Origin of the sequence: Corynebacterium sp. HMSC062A03 (assembly GCF_001811145.1) — a bacterium.
Taxonomy (GTDB): Bacteria; Actinomycetota; Actinomycetes; order Mycobacteriales; family Mycobacteriaceae; genus Corynebacterium; species Corynebacterium aurimucosum.
Window position 1 is genome coordinate 54,331 of record NZ_KV803689.1, and the last position, 15,297, is coordinate 69,627.

Genomic DNA, 15,297 nt, shown 5'->3' on the forward strand with positions numbered 1-15,297 from the left:
GTGCTGTTTATGTCTGTTGTGTGCTGCTCTGCCGGCTTAACCCTGGGAGCCAAATCCCGGGGCTGGGGGCCAGCCGCCGTTATTACCAGGGTTACCAGGATTGTCTGGGCGCTGCTGGCCCGGTTGGCCAAAGCTCGGGCCGCCGCCGAAACCAGATCCACCACCAAAGTGTGGTGCTCCGCCGAAGCCGGGGCGTCCCGGCTCTTCAGCGCGACCTGGCTGGTTCTGAGGTGACGGTCCGGAAGGCTGGGACTGGCCGAAACCGCCAGGTTGCGGTGCCTGCTGGCGCCCACCCGGGTGGGGAGCGCCCTGCTGCGGTCCACGTTGCGGCGGCGGACCGCTCGGCGGCTGGGAGCCGGGCTGGTTCTGCTGGACCGGCTGCCCCGGTTGGCCTGCCTGCGGCGGCGTCTGTGCCTTCTCAGCCTTTTCGGCTGGGAATTCGACTTGATCAAAGAGTTGCAGGGCCTGGCGGCTGATCTCCTTCGACATCTCGTCGTATGCGCTGGCCTGTGCCAACGTATCGATGGTCATGACAATCTCGCCAGAATCGCGGTCCTTCTTGTTACCGATGAAGAACCACGTGTTCTGCACCGCAAGCGGCAACACTGCCCGGTAACCGGACTTCTTGCCCTCGCCGGAGATAGTGCCATCGCGCTGGACCTCCACGTGGGCGGCAGTGAAGGGGCTCAGTCCCATCTTTACCTTGGCATCATTGCTGCCCAAGCGGGCAGAACGTGCAGAGGCTTCCACCGGAACGGCACCCTGGAACTCATCCTTGGACACCGCAAACGGGCGGCCGGTGTCGGTACGCACGAGGTTCGCACCATCACGGCGTACCGGGATGGTCTTCGTAAACATGCGGGGCTTTTCCGGAATGCGGCCGCTAAACCACTTCATGAAGTACAGAATGGCCAGCGGAATCAGCAGTGCCAGCAGTACCGCCAAGACAAAGGAGAGGCCGAAAGCAAACTTGCTCAGTGGTGCGGTCATGGAGCCCTGCAACGTCAGCGGCAGCTCCATCTGCTGGTTGTCCTCAGCAGACTGCAGGTTAATGACCGGCTCCACGCGCAGTGGTCCATCCGCCATCTCTTCCACGCTGAGAGTCACCGGGATGGTTGCCTTCTCATCCTTGGAGAGCTCGAGTGCGGAATCTTCCGAGTTGTGCTGAGAACTCACTGCAACGGAAGGAACTCCCGCGGGAAGCATTCCACCATCAGAATCCATGGTCTGGTCTGCCACCCACACCTTGCCGGGGCCGGTCACGGGAACGTCGACGGTAATCTCTTTCTCCGTCATGGTAATTGTCTGCGCCGAGCCCACCGTCGGCATATTGACCGGGGTAACCGTCAGCGGCGTTTCCGCGTTGATGGGGTCCAGCTTCGAGCCCGGGCGCTCACCCGTTTCTTTGGTGGTGATCTCCACGCGGGTTCGCAACTGACCGGATGCCGCGTTTTCCACCTTGTCCAGCGGAATATCTACCTGCTGTCCATCGGTGATCGGCGCATTCTCTACAAGGGTGACCGGGGTGCCGTCCTCTGGTACGAACTCCGCGTAGAGGGTTCCCTCACCCTCCAGCGCACGTGGCTCGCCCTTGCCATCGACCAACTGTCCCTTCAGGATCTGGTCCGAGTTAATGCCGCCTTCTACCTTGGCCCCGTCTTCGGTCTTGAGGTCCAGGTTAAGGCCCGGCACCATAACGACGGAAGCGAGGTACTCGCCGTCCGTACCCTCAGCCGCCTTGTAACCAAAAGTCCATGCTCCGGCCCAGGAATCGCCATCCTTTTCCATAGCGATATCAACCATGCCCGGCAGCTTGTTGTTCTCCGTCACGGAGACCTTCGCGCCAGCGACGCTCGTGGTATCGGGTTTAAGCTCCACCGTTTCGCCATCGGGACCAGTCAGGGTCGGAATGAGGTCGCCTTCACCCACCGAATTCTTCGGCACCGCGGACAAACGCACAGGGGACACGGAGTTATCAAGGACGAAATCAAACTGGTCCTTGAAGTTACCTTCCTTGGTTACACCACCCGAGGTAGGGATGAGGTTACGGAAAGCCGCGAACAGCGCTGCTGGGTCCTCACCCGCGTCAAAGAATGCACCGTTCGGGGCACCCTGACCGCAGTCTTCTCCCTCCGCCATGCGGGTGAGCTGGCGAACCTGATCTTGGGCTTCCGCAGCCGGAACGAGGCCCACGTTGAAGAGGCGAATATTGGAGTTGCGGAACGCGGTGACAGAGGAATTGACCTCACACAGCTTGTCCTGCGCACCCTGGAGATCGTTGGCTTCGGCATCCGTGTAGTACTTGCCATCGGTAAAGAACACGATGCCGCGGCAGCTACTGCCTTGGTGAGAAGCCAGTTCCTTCAACGCGCCTTTGTAGGCCGCGCCGTAGTTGGTTTCGAGGTCCGCTACGCGGTCCTCCTTGCGGAACTTGTCCAATTCCCCCTGCAGGGCATCGCCGTTACCGGAGACGTTGGTCCATCCACCGTACTCGGCCGGATCGCTGTAATAGTCAGAACCAAAGCCGGCGAGTTTCACGTTGATGTCTGCGCCATTGTCTTCACCGAGGTTGGCCAGCTGCTTTACGATGTCCGCCGTGGCATCAACGCGGAAGGCATCGGCATCCGTCGGCTGCGAGCCCTCATACCCCACCAACGACGCTGATTGGTCAAGAACGAAAAGCAGGTCTGCAGATTTCTCGCTGGCAATACAGGAGCCGAAATCAGACAAGTTCTTTTGTGAGACTTCTGAGAGCGAGGATTCGGAACCGATTCCCTCAGGGCGTTCTTCCGGCTGAGCTTCTGGGGCTTCAGGAGCTTCCGGAGGTGGCGGCGGAGCGTCCTGCGCTACCGCTCCCAGGCTGCCACCGAAGCCAGCGATTGCCATCGCCGCGGATAGGGCAAGAACTCGAGTGAACTTCTTCATTAGGCGCCAACCGCCTTTCCTACGTAGAAGGCGATTTCCACCGCAGCAATAATGACAAGAACAAAACTTCCACCCATGATGATGCGGTAGAGCAAGGTTTGCGTGGTGTCCTCAACATAAAAGGTCTCGGCTTGACGCTGCGTGTTCTTCAGCGTGTACAGGCCCAAGAGAATAAAGGACACGATTCCGGCCAGCAGCCATCCACCGATAGCCAGGACAAAGAACACAGTCTGTGTCGGCGAAGCGATGAGCGGCGCGATCACCAACAGGATCAGCGCGATAACCGCAGAAACGCCAGCGGCGATGAGCAGCGGCCATGGCCCCTTCGTCGGACTCGTCGGTGCTGCCACCTGACGGCGGTAATCCGGTGCGGGCGAGGATTCACCGAAACCATCAGACGAGCCCGGCGCGCCAAAGGAGCCGCCTGCACTCGAACCTGGGTTATTCCCCGCAGGGCTCGCCGGATTGGGGGCAGAACCGAAACCAGAGCCCTGGCCAAAATCAGCACCGGGGGAAGGCTTCTGCGCGGGGTTCTGGGCCGGATTGGGGGCTCCAAAGCCACCGAAGCCCCCAGACCCACTGGGCGCACCGAACCCGGAACCTCCACCTGGTTGATCAGCTCCTTGCGGCGGACGCCCGCCAAACTGTGGTGACGAGCCTGGGGAACCAAACGTCATATCGATGACCTTCCCTAATACGAAGTTGGGCCACCGGCGAACCTGGTGCCTCCCCCCATCTAGCGACGCGGAAGGTAGAAGATCAGCCGGACAGCTCTAAGGACTAGAAACCAAGGTAGCCGCACCCCCTGACACGACGTGTCTTTCACGGCCTTCGAAATTCGAACGCGCCCGAATCACTTCGAGCGCGCACCGTGCACACAATAGACAGGAAACGTTCAGGGAATACGAAAACGTTGCAAGCAAAAGAATGCCATACTGCGTGCATTATTTCTGCCCAGTTCATAGATCTTTATGGGCACAGCACCAAGAGCGCACCCCCGAAACAGCCAGTTCCGCTGCAGGTTCTCAGGAAACAGCCGGGTGAGGGAGCACTCCCCATTTCTGCTTCCCCCAGTTTCGTGGAAAAATGCTGTTCCATGACAACTCAATCGGCAACCGCAACCACCACAAACGGTGGCGAGAGCATCCGATTCATCCCGGTACATTCCACCTTGTACCCGTGGCTGGTCGCGGTGTTCGTCGTTACCTTCCTCATCTCGAACATCAACGCCACGAAGGGCGTCCAGCTCGGCCCACTCATCACCGATGGCGCCTTCTTCCTCTTCCCCATCGCCTATATCGTGGGCGATGTTCTCTCTGAGTGCTATGGCTTCAAGTCCACCCGCCGCGCCGTGTATATCGGTTTCGCCATGGCGCTTCTGGCCGCAGTTTCCTTTTATATTGCAATTTGGCTGCCCGCGGCTGATTTCTACGAAGGTCAGGAAGCCTTCGCCGCCACGCTGGGCCTCGTCCCGCAAATCCTGCTGGCTTCCCTCGTCGGCTACGTCGTGGGCCAGCTGCTCAACTCCTTCACCTTGGTCAAGATGAAGGCCCGCTCAGGCGAGAAGGGTCTCATCGCCCGCCTTGTTGCTTCCACCGTCGTCGGCGAATTCGGCGATACCCTGCTGTTCTGCGCCATCGCAGCACCGGTCATCGGCATCGATTCCTTCAGTGGCTTCCTGAACTACGTCATCGTGGGCTTCCTCTGGAAGACCGCCTGCGAGGTCATCATGCTTCCGCTAACCACGCTGGTTATCTCCTGGGTCAAGCGCCGCGAGGATTACGCACCTATCGACGAGGCCGAAACCTCTACGGCAACACAGCCTCAGTAACAGCAACAGCTACCCGTCCCGAATTTTCACCCCCTTGGCACACACTGTGCTGAGGGGGACTATTTCTCTCTTCCCTTTACTCTCCCCATTGAATACAATGTATTCACGATGGTTAAGGAGGAAATATGGCTACTTTGACAATTCGCATGGATGATAACGACGCTGAACTCGTTCGAAATCTAGCCACATTTGAAGGCCGTACAATATCTGATTTTGCCCGAGCAGCGCTTTTAGAACGGGTCGAAGACTACTACGACCTTCAGGAACTGCGCGCAGCAATGGCAGAGGATTCTGGCGAACGGTTTAGCCTTAATGAGGTCCTCGAGGATCTCTAAAGATGCCGGAGAGAATTACTTCATATCACGTCGAATTCACGTCGAAAGCCCGCAAACAGCTAAAGAAGTTTGACCGATTCGATGCGCGAATCATCGTGACGTGGATCCAAAAGAACCTCGAAGGCTGCGAAGACCCTCGAGCTCTCGGAAAAGGATTGACTTCAAACCGTTCAGGCGAATGGCGCTATCGGGTCGGTTCTTACCGCATTCTGGCGTACATCCACGACCAGAAAGTAACGATTGAGGTATTCGCTATTGGCCACCGGAAGGACATCTACGATGCATAAGCATCGACGAACTTCACTCCTCCCTATCCTTGGCCTGGCCACGGCTCTGAGTATTGCTGCATGCTCGGGTACGGAAGAAGACCCGTCGCCCGAAACGACGAGCGACGCGGCACCGGAAACGACGACGGTGAGTAGTGAGGCGTCGCCAAGCGCAGCGCCCACCCCTCCCCCGCTCAATGAGGGCCCGGCACCAGCACTGACCGGCACGTTTGAGATGGACGGCCCAGCCACCATCACGGGCGCGACCTATGATTCAATGCCCTTCGTCGTGCCCCTCAACCCCGCCGGACCGCAAGAGACCATGGTGCGCTGGGTCCAGGACTGGGGTGAGTCACCCGCCACGGCGGAGCAGGGCACCACCTACGTGTTGGGCCATGCCTGGGGCCAGCAGAAACTGGTATTCAACCCCTTCTCCGAAGTGGTCACCGCCGACGTTGATCTGAACAACCCCACCACCGTGGAGGGCCTCGACGGGGCGCAGGTGCAGCGCTTTACGACGCCCATCCTCAACGGCTCCCACATCCGCATGACCTCCGAGGGCGGTGCCGGGCGCGAGTGGATCGTGGATAACGCCTTCCTAGTTGACAAGGAACAACTAGGCAGCGACGCCGACCTGATGAATACCGAGGTCCCCGGGCGTATCGTGCTCATTGCGTGTGCGGTGGACGGCACATCAGACTTGGAGTACAACGTCATCGTCACCGGTCACTTGGCGTAATAGCGCCCCAGGAATTCATCGCGATAAGCCTCGTAATAGCCGCCATCGATGGACTCCCGAATGTTATCTACCAGGCGGATCATGAACTCCAGGTTGTGGATAGTGCACAGCGTGCCAGCCAAGAATTCCTTGGCTTTGAGCAGGTGGTGGAGGTAGGCACGGGAGTAATTCTCCGAGACGTAGCCGCCAAATTCCTCATCCACACCAGCAAAGTCACGCTTGAAGCGTGCATTGGTGAGGTTCATGCGGCCATCAAGGGTGTAGACGCCACCGCGGCGCGCCAGGCGGGTCGGCGCCACGCAGTCGAAAGTATCGGCACCAGCCTCAACGGCGGTAAAGATGTCATCCGGTTCAGAGATACCCAGCAGGTGCCGGGGCTTATCGACGGGCAACTCATCGCACACCCAGCCCACAATCGTTCCCAGGTTCTCCTTCTCTAAAGCGCCACCGATGCCGAAGCCTCCGAAGCCGCGCCGGCCATTCGCTTCGGCGCGATCGGAGAGCTCCACCAGTCCGCGGGCAGCTTGGCGGCGCAGGTCCTCATACTGCGCGCCCTGCACCACTCCCCACAGGGACTGGCGCGGCTTCTGCGGGCCGCGGGCAAGCGTCAAGCGGTCGTGCTCATCCAGGCAGCGCTGCGCCCAGCGGCGCGTGCGCTCGACAGATTCCTCCTGGTAAGTGCGGGTATCAACGAGCGTGGTGAGCTCGTCGAAGGCGAACATGATGTCCGCGCCCAGACCATGCTGGATCTGCATGGAGACCTCCGGGGTGAAGCGGTGTGTGGAGCCGTCGATGATGGATTTAAAATCCACGCCATCCTCATCGACCTGCGCCATACGCTCCTTCTTGGCCGCACGGATATCGGAGTCCGTTAGGTCCGCCACGTCCATGGCGAGGACCTTTTTGAAACCCACGCCGAGGGACATGACCTGGAATCCGCCTGAGTCGGTATACGTCGGCCCATGCCAATTCTCGAAGGCAGCCACGCCACCGGCCTCGTCCACGATGTCGTGGCCCGGCTGCAGGTAGAGGTGGTAGGCGTTGGACAGGATGGCCTGGGCTCCGGTCAGGCGAATCTGCTCCGGGGTCAGCGTCTTCACCGTGGCCTTGGTGGCCACCGGGATGAAGGCCGGGGTCTGGATATCACCGTGCGGGGTATGGATAACACCGGTGCGGCCGTGCTTTCCCGGTTGCGCTGGACCGCTTAAATCCAGCTCCTTCTTCACGTCGAAGGAAAGGTCGGTCTCAAGCTGCGGCTTAGGGTGAGTCATAGGGAACTATTCTACGGGCTGCGCTGCCTTATCCTCTGCTTCACGGGATGCTGCCGCGTGTTTGCGCTCCCATTCTTCTTCCAACGCCGTGCCCTCGATGTCGAGCTGTGGGATCAGCTTGTCCAGCCACTTCGGCATCCACCAGGTGGTGTGCCCCATGAGGAACATGGTGGCGGGGACAAGCGACATGCGGACTAGGAAGGCGTCGAAAAGCACGCCCGCCGCCAGCGCGAAGCCGAAGATCTGGATGAAGGGCAGCGGCTGGCTGATAAAGGCCACGAAGACGGAAATCATGATGATGGCCGCGGCGGTGACCACGCGGGCACCGGCGGTAAAGCCGGCGATGGTGGCCTCATCATTGGCGTTGTACTTGCTGTACTTGCCACCGCTGCCCTGCGGGTAGCGGGAGAAGTGCTCACGCATGCGGGTGACCAGGAAGACCTGATAGTCCATGGCTAGGCCGAAGGTCACGCCGATGAGGAAGATGGGCATGAAGGAAATCAGCGGGCCCGGCGCGGGCACCAGGCCGGTGAGACCGTCCTGCCACACCAGCACGGTCAGGCCGAAGGCACCGCCGACGGAAAGCAGGAAGCCTAAGCCCGCCACCAATGGGACCAAGATGGAACGGAACACCGCCAACAGCAGGAAGATGGCCAGGCCTACCACGATGGCAAGGTATGGCCCCATGGCTTCCTCAAGGCGCTCGGTGATATCGAGCTGCACCGCGGTCAGACCAGTCATTCCGATCTCGGCACCGGTGGCATCCTCCAGCTCCGCACTAGCGGTGCGCAAGGCGGAGGCGGTGCCAACCGTGGCCTCATCCGTCGGCGCTGTGGTGGGGCTGACCATGATCTGTGCTGCCTTCATATCCTGGCTCACACCCACCAGCTGGGCGTGCTTGACCCCGCCGACCTGGTTCAGGCGCTGCACGGAATACATAAAGGAGGACAGCGCGGCCTTCTTCTGCTCGTCCTCTTCGCCCTCCTGGCCCTGGATATAGGGCTGCAGCGCCGCGGAATCCGGGTTGGCGTTAGCGCCATCCACGATCACCAGGAAGGGGCCGTTAATGCCGGGGCCAAAGCCCTCGGACAGCAGGTCCGCCGCCTTGCGCTGGGTGGTATCCGGATTAGACGTGGTATCCGCCGGAAGCGCCAGCTCCATGTGCAGAACCGGAGCGGTCAAAGCACCGAGGCCGAGCACCACCAAGGCCATGACGACACCGGGGACACGCTGCACCGTGCGCACCCAACGGTTACCCATCGTTGGCTTCGTGCGGCGCGGGCGGCGCTTCGTGGGGTTGCCGGCCACGCCGGGGATGCGCCCAGCGAAGGCTTTATCACCGAGCAGCCCCAGCATCGCGGGCACCAAAGTCAACGCCACAAGCACGGCCATGAAGACCGTGCCCGCAGCGGCCAGGCCCATGGCGGTAAGGAAGCTAATACGCGCCACGAGCAGCGCAAAGAGCGCGATGAAGACCGTCGCGCCGGCAAAGACCACGGAGGATCCCGCCGTGCCAACGGCCATGCCGGCGGCATCTGGCCCGTCCATGCGGGAACGCTCCTGCCGGTAACGCGACATGATGAACAGCGCATAGTCGATGCCCACGGCCAGGCCAATCATGACGGCCAACACCGGGGTGAGGTTGTTGAGCTCAATCCAGTGGGTAGCAATCATGACGCCCATCGCGCCCAGGCCCACGCCCACAACCGCGGAGATAAGCGGCATACCCGCGGAGGCCAAAGAGCCGAAGGTAATAATGAGGACGATAAATGCCACGGCCAGGCCGATGACCTCAGAAATCGAGTTGACCTGGATTTCATCACCGAAGCCCGCGCCGCCGGCCTCTACTTCCAAACCCGCCGCACGGCCGATATCCATGGCCTCATGGACCACATCTTTATCCGCGGGGTCTACCGAGTAGGGGCTTTCCGCATCGAAGTCGAAGGTGGTATAAGCAATGGTCTCATCGGCATTGACCATGGCCAGGTTATCGGCATCCGCTCGCGCGGTCTCCTCCGGCAAGCCCATGGAGGTGAATTGTTCGATGACCTGCTGCTGCAACGCCGGCGATACCTCAAGCGGGTTGCCCCAACGCTGTTGGCTGCCCTCCGGTATATCCAGGCCCTCTGCGATGTGGCGCACTACGTCCTCGACCGCTTCTTTATTCTGCGGATCGCTGAGCTTCTGCCCTTCCGGGGCCTTGAAGACGAGGTTGACCGACGGCGCATTGGCCGGGTTACCGTTCTCCGGGAAGAGCTCCACCGCGCGGCGGGTGGCATCAATTGCTGGCGTGCCGCTGATGGAGTACTCCGTGGTCATCGGCTTCATCAAGCTCAAGGTCGCTCCGCCCGCGGCCGCTACGATGAAGATCCAGGCGATGATGACCTTCCATCGATTGATGTAAGACCAGCGGCCTAGGTGGTAGAGCAGCTTTGCCACGGAAATTCCCCTTCACATGCGCGATTATTGCTCGCGGAAGCTTTGGTGGTGGACACGAATGTGCACCAGTTTAACCAGTTGGGCTGTGAAGCCCTAACGGTCTCGTAAGAGTTCAACGACCCCTCCAGAGTGTGGCCAGCGCTACAATGCGGAATTACTGAAATACTCTAGGAGCACCACCATGTCTACTTTCGTCATCGTCGCCATCGCGGCCATCCTTCTCATTGCCATCCCAGCGGGCATGATGAGCCGGCGGATACACAAGCGTACGGAAGACCACGACCCCGAGGCGCGCCAAGCCGCGCTGGATTTCCAAAGAGATGTTGATAGAGGGCGGGCTGGCTTTTGAAACATAAAACCGGCACCCCAGAGCTAAGAACTGGAGTGCCGGATGTGGCGGTGGCGGCGGGATTTGAACCCGCGGTTGGGGGTTACCCAACAATCGCTTTCGAGGCGATCACCTTCGGCCGCTCGGACACGCCACCGCGTTCCAGATTACGTCGAGCAACCCCGAGCGACAAAATCGCTGCCCACGCCAGGCGGCGCGGACAGCGATTCAGCTCTTTAAGGCTAGGAATTAGTCCTTGAGGTTTCCGATGACCTCGTTGGCCTTATCCTTGACGCCCTCAACGGCGTCGGAAGCCTTCTGCTTGGCTTCAGAGGTGACCTGGTCGGCCTTGCCCTCGTTCTCCAGCTTCTCGTTGTCGCTTACGTTGCCAGCGGCTTCCTTAGCCTTGCCAACAAACTCGTCCTTCTTGTTCTCGAAATCACCCATGGTTTTCTCCTTACTCTCTACGTCTCTCACGTGGACCACCCAGCCTACACGCGAATCGGAAGGTGGATCCGAGACCACGTCCCAACTCAGGGCTACTCGCTGCTTCCGCGCAGACCCCCGAAGAAGCCTGTGAGCAGCTTCGCGCACTCTTCCTCCAGCACTCCACCGCGTACCTCGGGAACATGCAGTGCGCCGGGGGCGCGCAATACTTCCACCAGCGAACCACACGCCCCCGTCTTCGGCTCAAAGGCACCAAAGACCACCGAGGACACCCGGGAAGCCTGAATCGCGCCCGCGCACATCGCGCAGGGTTCCAAGGTGACAACCAGCTCGCAGCCTTCCAGCCGCCAGCCGTCGCCATGCACGCGTACCGCCTGACGGATGGCTTCCACCTCTGCGTGCGCGGTGGGGTCATTCAGCTGTTCGCGGCGGTTAACGCCGGTGGCGAGTTCTTTACCGGAGGCGTCGTACAGCACGGCTCCTACCGGGATATCCCCCGCCGGCGTGGTGCGTGCGACCTCCAGGGCGCGACGCATGCGAGACTCCGCGCGGACCAGCCCCGCCGCTGGTTTAAGAATCATCCGAGTCGAGGCCGTCGATGAAATCCTCCAGCTCATCACCAAAGCCCAGCTCGCCGGCGATGCGCAGGAGCATATCGGAAGGCCAGTCCTCATCGTTATCGATGATGTAGCCCACCTGGTCCTCATCGAGGCCGAGGTCCGCGAAGATGTCGAAGTCACCGTCACCGTACGGGTCGGCGTCCTCCCACTCGTCTTCGTCCAAATCCGGGATATCGATATCGCGCAGGTCCAGGAAATCCGCGGCGAAATCGTCTTCGGAGGCATAGGTGGCGTCGGAAAGCAGCATGCGCACATCCCCCGGCACCGGGCGCACGACGACGAAATAATCATCCTCCACGCACAACAGCGCAAATGCCGCTCCCTCCGAACGCAGGTTGCGCACCGCCTTGATGGAGGTGTTGACGTCGGTAAAGTCATCCTTGAAGGGGCGAATCACCCACGCGCCTTCGGCGCTGGTGACGGTGATAGCAAAGGACAGATCGTCGTGGCTCATACCTCGTCAGATTAGTCGGATTGTGCGACAATTGTCACCGTGAGTTCTCAAGATGTTCAACGCCCCGTCTGCATTATCGGCCTCGGTCTCATTGGAGGTTCCCTCCTGCGAGACCTAGCTGCTGCACGCCATTCCGTGTACGGCTATAACCACTCGACTTCTGGTGCGCGAACGGCCATTAAGCAGGGCTATGACGTCACCGATGATCTGCCGGCTATCCTGCGCCGCGCCGAGGAGGACAATGCGCTCATCGTCATCGCGGTGCCCATGGATGCGGTTGCCTCGGTCCTCGACGTCATTCAGGAACACGCCCCGAGCTGCGGGCTGACGGATGTCGTCTCGGTCAAGGCCGAGGTTCGCCAGCTCATCGTGGAGCGCAACATGGAGTCACGCTACGTGGGCGGCCACCCCATGGCCGGCACCTCCAAGTCCGGTTGGGAGAACTCCCACACCGGGCTGTTCAACCGCGCTGCCTGGGTTATCACCTACGACTACGCCGCTGAATGCGACGCGCGCGGCGAGCGCATCCCCACCGAATGGGAGAACATTTTTGCCGACGTTGTCCGCATGACCCAGATGGTTCACGCGGAGGCGGTTCCGGTGCGCGTGGCTAACCACGATGCCGCGGTTGCCCGCATTTCACACCTGCCGCATGTGTTGGCGGAGACCCTCGCGGTGGTTGGCGATAATGGCGGCATTCTGGCGCAGTCCCTGGCGGCTGGCTCCTTCAAGGACGGCACTCGCGTGGCGGGCACTCGCCCGGACCTGGTGCGCCAGATGTGCGAGACCAACTCGACGGCGCTGGTCCAGGCCCTCGACGAGGCCCTCGAGTTGCTGCAGGATGCGCGCGACTCGCTGGCCTCGGAGCAGCCTTCCATCGCCGCGCTTGCCGACGCTGGCTTCCGTGCCCGCACCCGCATCGAAGCCCGATCCGGTGCTCGTAAGGAATCCGTTTCTCCGGTCAAGATTTCTTCCCGCCCGGTTCTGCGTTTGCACCCGGGTGCGCCGAACTGGGTGGCGCAGCTGCGCCAGACCGAGTCTTTGGGCGGGCGCATCGAGATCTTCTAGCCCGCTCTGACAGCGAATATCAGCCGGAAGGCGGTTCTGTCCACGGGGCAGCCCGCAGTTAGCAAAAGGCATCTTGCAGATGGCATCTGCCAAAAGGCGTTTTCAGGCGAGAAAACGCCTTTTGGGGTGTTCACATGGCGTTTTTGGCCCCTAAAACGACTTCTAGCGGATGCCTTTTGTGGGGCGCCATGTGTCGACGGTTTGTGGGGGCCATCTAGCGACCGACCGTGAAGCAGCGTGCGCGGCAGCGTAGTGCGGTGGCGTGGAGCGGCGTGGGGCGCTTAGTCGCGGAAGGTGTCGTCGCGGCGCTTGCGGGCTTGGGACTCATCGCGTGTGATGCCCAGCAGCGGGTAGCCAGCAAGGCCCGCCGCTAGGCCCACCGGCAACATCCAGAGCATGCCGGAAGCCAACCACAAGACCACGCCGAGGATGGCACCAGCGATCAGACACGGAACGAGTTTCTCCTTCATGGAGATTCAGCCTAGTTGGTACTCCGCGCGGCGACAGACTTGCGGTTGAGCAGGCGCGAAGCGATGGCAATCACGATCAGGCCCACCACCCCGGTCACGCCGGCCGTTAGAGCGACGGGCGCACTGACCTGCATCGTTGTCGGTGGTGCCGGGGAGTTATCGGCGTTGAGAACGCCGTCGGTATCGCGGCCGCTGGTGATGTCCTCGATCCAGTCGCGGACTTCAACCACGGACGTAATCGCCGCAGTCGGGGAAGGCAGATCCGGGTCCGCATTCGACGTTCCAGCCGTGGCCACGCCGACGAGGCGACCGTCGACGAAGAACGGTCCGCCTGAGTCGCCACCTTGCATGCCCTCACCATTAAGGGACTTCACGTCCATGATGGCAGCGGCAATCATCGGGCCTACTCCCCCGAGTTCACCGGCCGGGATACTTTCCGCGCCGTCGGGTCCAACGGCGATCTCTGGCATGTCGCCGCCTTCCATCACCTGGGGCGCGTCGGATGCGTCGGGGGCGGGAGCGACCATTCCGCCGGGGGCAGGCACAGCCATGTCGCCAGGAGCCATGGCCCCGGAATCGCCCGGCGCCACCGGCGTCATCTTCTCGCCAGACTCGTCTGGGCTTGCCGGTGGGGTGCCACCCGACAGGAGTTCGCCTACTTCCATCTCAGCCATCGGCAGCTGGCCTTTGCGGGCCATGCGGGAGCTGCTGCTCCAGCCGTAGAAGTGGCCTTTCTCACCAGCGGTAGGAACAGCGTCCGCGAGCTTGGCGGGCTTAACGCCCTTGACGGGCTCGGTCAGGTGCATGAGGCCGGCGTCGATAGTCGGCGAAACAGCCCAGGAGTCCACGTCATAGACACGGGTGTCCTTGCCCTGGCCAAAACGTGCCTGCGAGCCCTCGTTGTTGACGGACTCCAAGCAGTGGCGGGCGGTCAGCACCCACTGCTCAGCCACCAGCGTGCCGGTGCAATCACCGAAGTTTCCGATCTTGCCCATGCGCAGCGCAGCCACGGCAGCGCTTTCCTCCGACTGGGGAGCGGGCTGTGCAAATTCCAAGGCCATGGCCGGTGCAGCGCCCAGCCCCACGACCACAGAGCTGGCCAGAACAGCAGTTATCTTTCGTGCCGTCATTACGCGGCCACCTCCTTGATTGCCCAAGCCACGACCCTCTCGGCCGGACCCTTTCCACAGAACTTCTTCCACAGCGCGCTCAACAGAAGGAACGCGAGCACAAAGCCCAGTGCCGCCGTGGTGTTGTGCAGCGAAACGTTCGCCTGCCAATAACGAGCGGTGAGAATGTGCAGGATATAGATGGTCAACGACATCGAGCCCAATGCTGCGAAGGGGAAAGCCAAGCGCGGTAGCTGACGGCCGATGATCAAACACAGGTGCAGCACCACCGCGGTGACTGCCACGGAGAGAAGGATTTCACCGAGCACACCCGTATGCCCGGTAAAGCGCAGCCAGCCGGGGATATCCGGGTTGAAGCGCTGCCACAGGCCAATACCGGTGACAACGGCAGCCACCGCGGTCGTAATAGCTTGGGTGCGGGTGGGGCGGGTGAGGTAGACGTCGTAAAGCAGCATGCCTGCCACCATGTACGCCAGGAAAGCCACGAGGGGGTAGACCTGCGGGAGGGTGTACGGCGCGTAGAGCACCGTGGCGCCCGCGGTGGCCAGCGCGAAGAGCAGAACCTTCCACACGGTAGCCAGCGGTGGGACCCAAGCGGTAAGAGCCATTGCCGCGCCCATCACCACGAGAACGACCTGAATCTCACCACCCACAGGTAGCAAGGCCACACCGATGAGCATGACTATCATGCCGCGGGCAACCAGCTTGAGAAAGACCCGCAGCGAGTAGTCGCGAGCAAGAATCACCATCGTGGTACCTGCAATGATGGCGAACCCCGCCGCCGGCAGCCCAGAGAGCACCACTTTGGTGCTCCAGACCAGGTTGGCCATGTGCAGAATAATCATCCCGATGATGGCCAAGGAACGAGCAATATCGAGGCCCACTATTCGGGCGCGCGCTGACACCTATTCATCTCCTTGCAGTTGAAAACGTTTAAGACCGACCAGTGGCTCTGGCCGGTCTTCTTATTTGTG

At 61.1% G+C, this 15,297-nt stretch carries 16 protein-coding genes and 1 tRNA gene; 6 read left to right on the forward strand and 11 right to left on the reverse strand.

The window, feature by feature from the left end; all coding sequences use genetic code 11:
• Window positions 1-36 precede the first annotated feature (36 nt).
• Window positions 37-2,925 (reverse strand): vWA domain-containing protein, encoded by a 2,889-nt coding sequence (locus HMPREF2781_RS08770; RefSeq protein ID WP_070645445.1) that lies wholly within the window; start codon window positions 2,923-2,925, stop codon window positions 37-39.
• Window positions 2,925-3,602 carry a PMP-22/EMP/MP20 family protein gene (locus tag HMPREF2781_RS12720; protein WP_246821827.1) on the reverse strand — a complete coding sequence of 226 codons (678 nt, stop codon included), beginning with the start codon at window positions 3,600-3,602 and terminating at the stop codon, window positions 2,925-2,927. Before HMPREF2781_RS12720 ends, HMPREF2781_RS08770 begins: the two co-directional genes overlap by 1 nt.
• 419 nt (window positions 3,603-4,021) lie before the next feature.
• Here HMPREF2781_RS12720 and HMPREF2781_RS08780 point away from each other — a divergent pair, with 419 nt between their 5' ends.
• From HMPREF2781_RS08780 to HMPREF2781_RS08795, 4 genes are all read left to right on the forward strand, one after another.
• Window positions 4,022-4,756 carry a queuosine precursor transporter gene (locus tag HMPREF2781_RS08780; RefSeq protein WP_070444267.1) on the forward strand — a complete coding sequence of 245 codons (735 nt, stop codon included), beginning with the start codon at window positions 4,022-4,024 and terminating at the stop codon, window positions 4,754-4,756.
• A gap of 125 nt (window positions 4,757-4,881) precedes the next feature.
• The gene (gene relB / locus HMPREF2781_RS08785) at window positions 4,882-5,091 is read left to right on the forward strand and encodes a type II toxin-antitoxin system RelB family antitoxin (protein WP_070444269.1); all 210 of its coding nucleotides are present in this window, start codon (window positions 4,882-4,884) and stop codon (window positions 5,089-5,091) included.
• A gap of 2 nt (window positions 5,092-5,093) precedes the next feature.
• Window positions 5,094-5,378, forward strand: coding sequence for a type II toxin-antitoxin system RelE family toxin (locus HMPREF2781_RS08790; RefSeq protein WP_070444271.1), 285 nt, complete (start codon window positions 5,094-5,096; stop codon window positions 5,376-5,378).
• A complete protein-coding gene (locus HMPREF2781_RS08795) occupies window positions 5,371-6,096 on the forward strand; it encodes a sortase family protein (protein ID WP_070645447.1) in 726 nt (241 codons plus the stop codon). Before HMPREF2781_RS08790 ends, HMPREF2781_RS08795 begins: the two co-directional genes overlap by 8 nt.
• On the opposite strand, the gene tgt is transcribed toward HMPREF2781_RS08795, so the two are convergent.
• Together tgt and HMPREF2781_RS08805 are read right to left on the reverse strand one after the other, a co-directional pair.
• On the reverse strand, window positions 6,084-7,367 hold the full coding sequence (gene tgt, locus HMPREF2781_RS08800; RefSeq protein WP_010188410.1) for a tRNA guanosine(34) transglycosylase Tgt: 1,284 nt from the start codon (window positions 7,365-7,367) through the stop codon (window positions 6,084-6,086). The genes HMPREF2781_RS08795 and tgt overlap by 13 nt on opposite strands.
• 6 nt (window positions 7,368-7,373) lie before the next feature.
• The gene (locus HMPREF2781_RS08805; protein ID WP_070645449.1) at window positions 7,374-9,806 is read right to left on the reverse strand and encodes an MMPL family transporter; all 2,433 of its coding nucleotides are present in this window, start codon (window positions 9,804-9,806) and stop codon (window positions 7,374-7,376) included.
• Window positions 9,807-9,987: 181 nt separating this feature from the next.
• Between HMPREF2781_RS08805 and HMPREF2781_RS12560 the strand changes: the two genes are divergently transcribed.
• Complete coding sequence (locus HMPREF2781_RS12560; RefSeq protein ID WP_168163157.1) at window positions 9,988-10,155, forward strand: hypothetical protein; 168 nt, start codon at window positions 9,988-9,990, stop codon at window positions 10,153-10,155.
• Between the two features lie 45 nt (window positions 10,156-10,200).
• Here HMPREF2781_RS12560 and HMPREF2781_RS08810 read toward each other — a convergent pair.
• The 4 genes from HMPREF2781_RS08810 to HMPREF2781_RS08825 all read right to left on the reverse strand — a co-directional run bounded on the left by HMPREF2781_RS08810 (window position 10,201) and on the right by HMPREF2781_RS08825 (window position 11,655).
• A tRNA-Ser gene (locus tag HMPREF2781_RS08810) sits at window positions 10,201-10,291 on the reverse strand.
• Between the two features lie 92 nt (window positions 10,292-10,383).
• Window positions 10,384-10,581: a CsbD family protein gene (locus tag HMPREF2781_RS08815; protein ID WP_010188406.1), complete on the reverse strand. Its 198-nt coding sequence runs from the start codon at window positions 10,579-10,581 to the stop codon at window positions 10,384-10,386.
• A gap of 92 nt (window positions 10,582-10,673) precedes the next feature.
• Entirely contained in the window at window positions 10,674-11,117 is a 444-nt protein-coding gene (locus HMPREF2781_RS08820; protein WP_070645484.1) for a nucleoside deaminase, read from the reverse strand.
• Between the two features lie 34 nt (window positions 11,118-11,151).
• A complete protein-coding gene (locus HMPREF2781_RS08825; protein ID WP_070444279.1) occupies window positions 11,152-11,655 on the reverse strand; it encodes a tRNA adenosine deaminase-associated protein in 504 nt (167 codons plus the stop codon).
• A 39-nt stretch (window positions 11,656-11,694) separates the two neighbouring features.
• On the opposite strand from HMPREF2781_RS08825, the gene HMPREF2781_RS08830 reads away from it, so the two are divergent.
• Complete coding sequence (locus HMPREF2781_RS08830; RefSeq protein ID WP_070546946.1) at window positions 11,695-12,723, forward strand: prephenate dehydrogenase; 1,029 nt, start codon at window positions 11,695-11,697, stop codon at window positions 12,721-12,723.
• 281 nt (window positions 12,724-13,004) lie between these two features.
• Here the strand turns inward: HMPREF2781_RS08830 and HMPREF2781_RS08835 are convergent, their stop codons facing one another.
• Genes HMPREF2781_RS08835 through HMPREF2781_RS08845 form a run of 3 tightly spaced genes read right to left on the reverse strand, consistent with a single transcriptional unit; the run spans window position 13,005 to window position 15,228 of the window.
• On the reverse strand, window positions 13,005-13,193 hold the full coding sequence (locus HMPREF2781_RS08835; protein WP_046648858.1) for a hypothetical protein: 189 nt from the start codon (window positions 13,191-13,193) through the stop codon (window positions 13,005-13,007).
• Between the two features lie 11 nt (window positions 13,194-13,204).
• The gene (locus tag HMPREF2781_RS08840; protein WP_070645451.1) at window positions 13,205-14,323 is read right to left on the reverse strand and encodes a trypsin-like serine protease; all 1,119 of its coding nucleotides are present in this window, start codon (window positions 14,321-14,323) and stop codon (window positions 13,205-13,207) included.
• Window positions 14,323-15,228, reverse strand: coding sequence for a DUF418 domain-containing protein (locus HMPREF2781_RS08845; RefSeq protein WP_070645453.1), 906 nt, complete (start codon window positions 15,226-15,228; stop codon window positions 14,323-14,325). The genes HMPREF2781_RS08840 and HMPREF2781_RS08845 overlap by 1 nt, the downstream gene beginning before the upstream one ends.
• Between the last annotated feature and the right edge of the window lie 69 nt (window positions 15,229-15,297).

What these genes read in the sequence shown, in the direction of transcription:
- HMPREF2781_RS08770 (WP_070645445.1), bottom strand. Translation starts at nt 2,925, where the DNA reads ATGAAGAAGTTCACTCGAGTTCTTGCCCTATCCGCGGCGATGGCAATC.
- HMPREF2781_RS12720 (WP_246821827.1), bottom strand. Translation starts at nt 3,602, where the DNA reads ATGACGTTTGGTTCCCCAGGCTCGTCACCACAGTTTGGCGGGCGTCCG.
- HMPREF2781_RS08780 (WP_070444267.1), top strand. Translation starts at nt 4,022, where the DNA reads ATGACAACTCAATCGGCAACCGCAACCACCACAAACGGTGGCGAGAGC.
- relB (WP_070444269.1), top strand. Translation starts at nt 4,882, where the DNA reads ATGGCTACTTTGACAATTCGCATGGATGATAACGACGCTGAACTCGTT.
- HMPREF2781_RS08790 (WP_070444271.1), top strand. Translation starts at nt 5,094, where the DNA reads ATGCCGGAGAGAATTACTTCATATCACGTCGAATTCACGTCGAAAGCC.
- HMPREF2781_RS08795 (WP_070645447.1), top strand. Translation starts at nt 5,371, where the DNA reads ATGCATAAGCATCGACGAACTTCACTCCTCCCTATCCTTGGCCTGGCC.
- tgt (WP_010188410.1), bottom strand. Translation starts at nt 7,367, where the DNA reads ATGACTCACCCTAAGCCGCAGCTTGAGACCGACCTTTCCTTCGACGTG.
- HMPREF2781_RS12560 (WP_168163157.1), top strand. Translation starts at nt 9,988, where the DNA reads ATGTCTACTTTCGTCATCGTCGCCATCGCGGCCATCCTTCTCATTGCC.
- HMPREF2781_RS08815 (WP_010188406.1), bottom strand. Translation starts at nt 10,581, where the DNA reads ATGGGTGATTTCGAGAACAAGAAGGACGAGTTTGTTGGCAAGGCTAAG.
- HMPREF2781_RS08820 (WP_070645484.1), bottom strand. Translation starts at nt 11,117, where the DNA reads ATGCGTCGCGCCCTGGAGGTCGCACGCACCACGCCGGCGGGGGATATC.
- HMPREF2781_RS08825 (WP_070444279.1), bottom strand. Translation starts at nt 11,655, where the DNA reads ATGAGCCACGACGATCTGTCCTTTGCTATCACCGTCACCAGCGCCGAA.
- HMPREF2781_RS08835 (WP_046648858.1), bottom strand. Translation starts at nt 13,193, where the DNA reads ATGAAGGAGAAACTCGTTCCGTGTCTGATCGCTGGTGCCATCCTCGGC.
- HMPREF2781_RS08840 (WP_070645451.1), bottom strand. Translation starts at nt 14,323, where the DNA reads ATGACGGCACGAAAGATAACTGCTGTTCTGGCCAGCTCTGTGGTCGTG.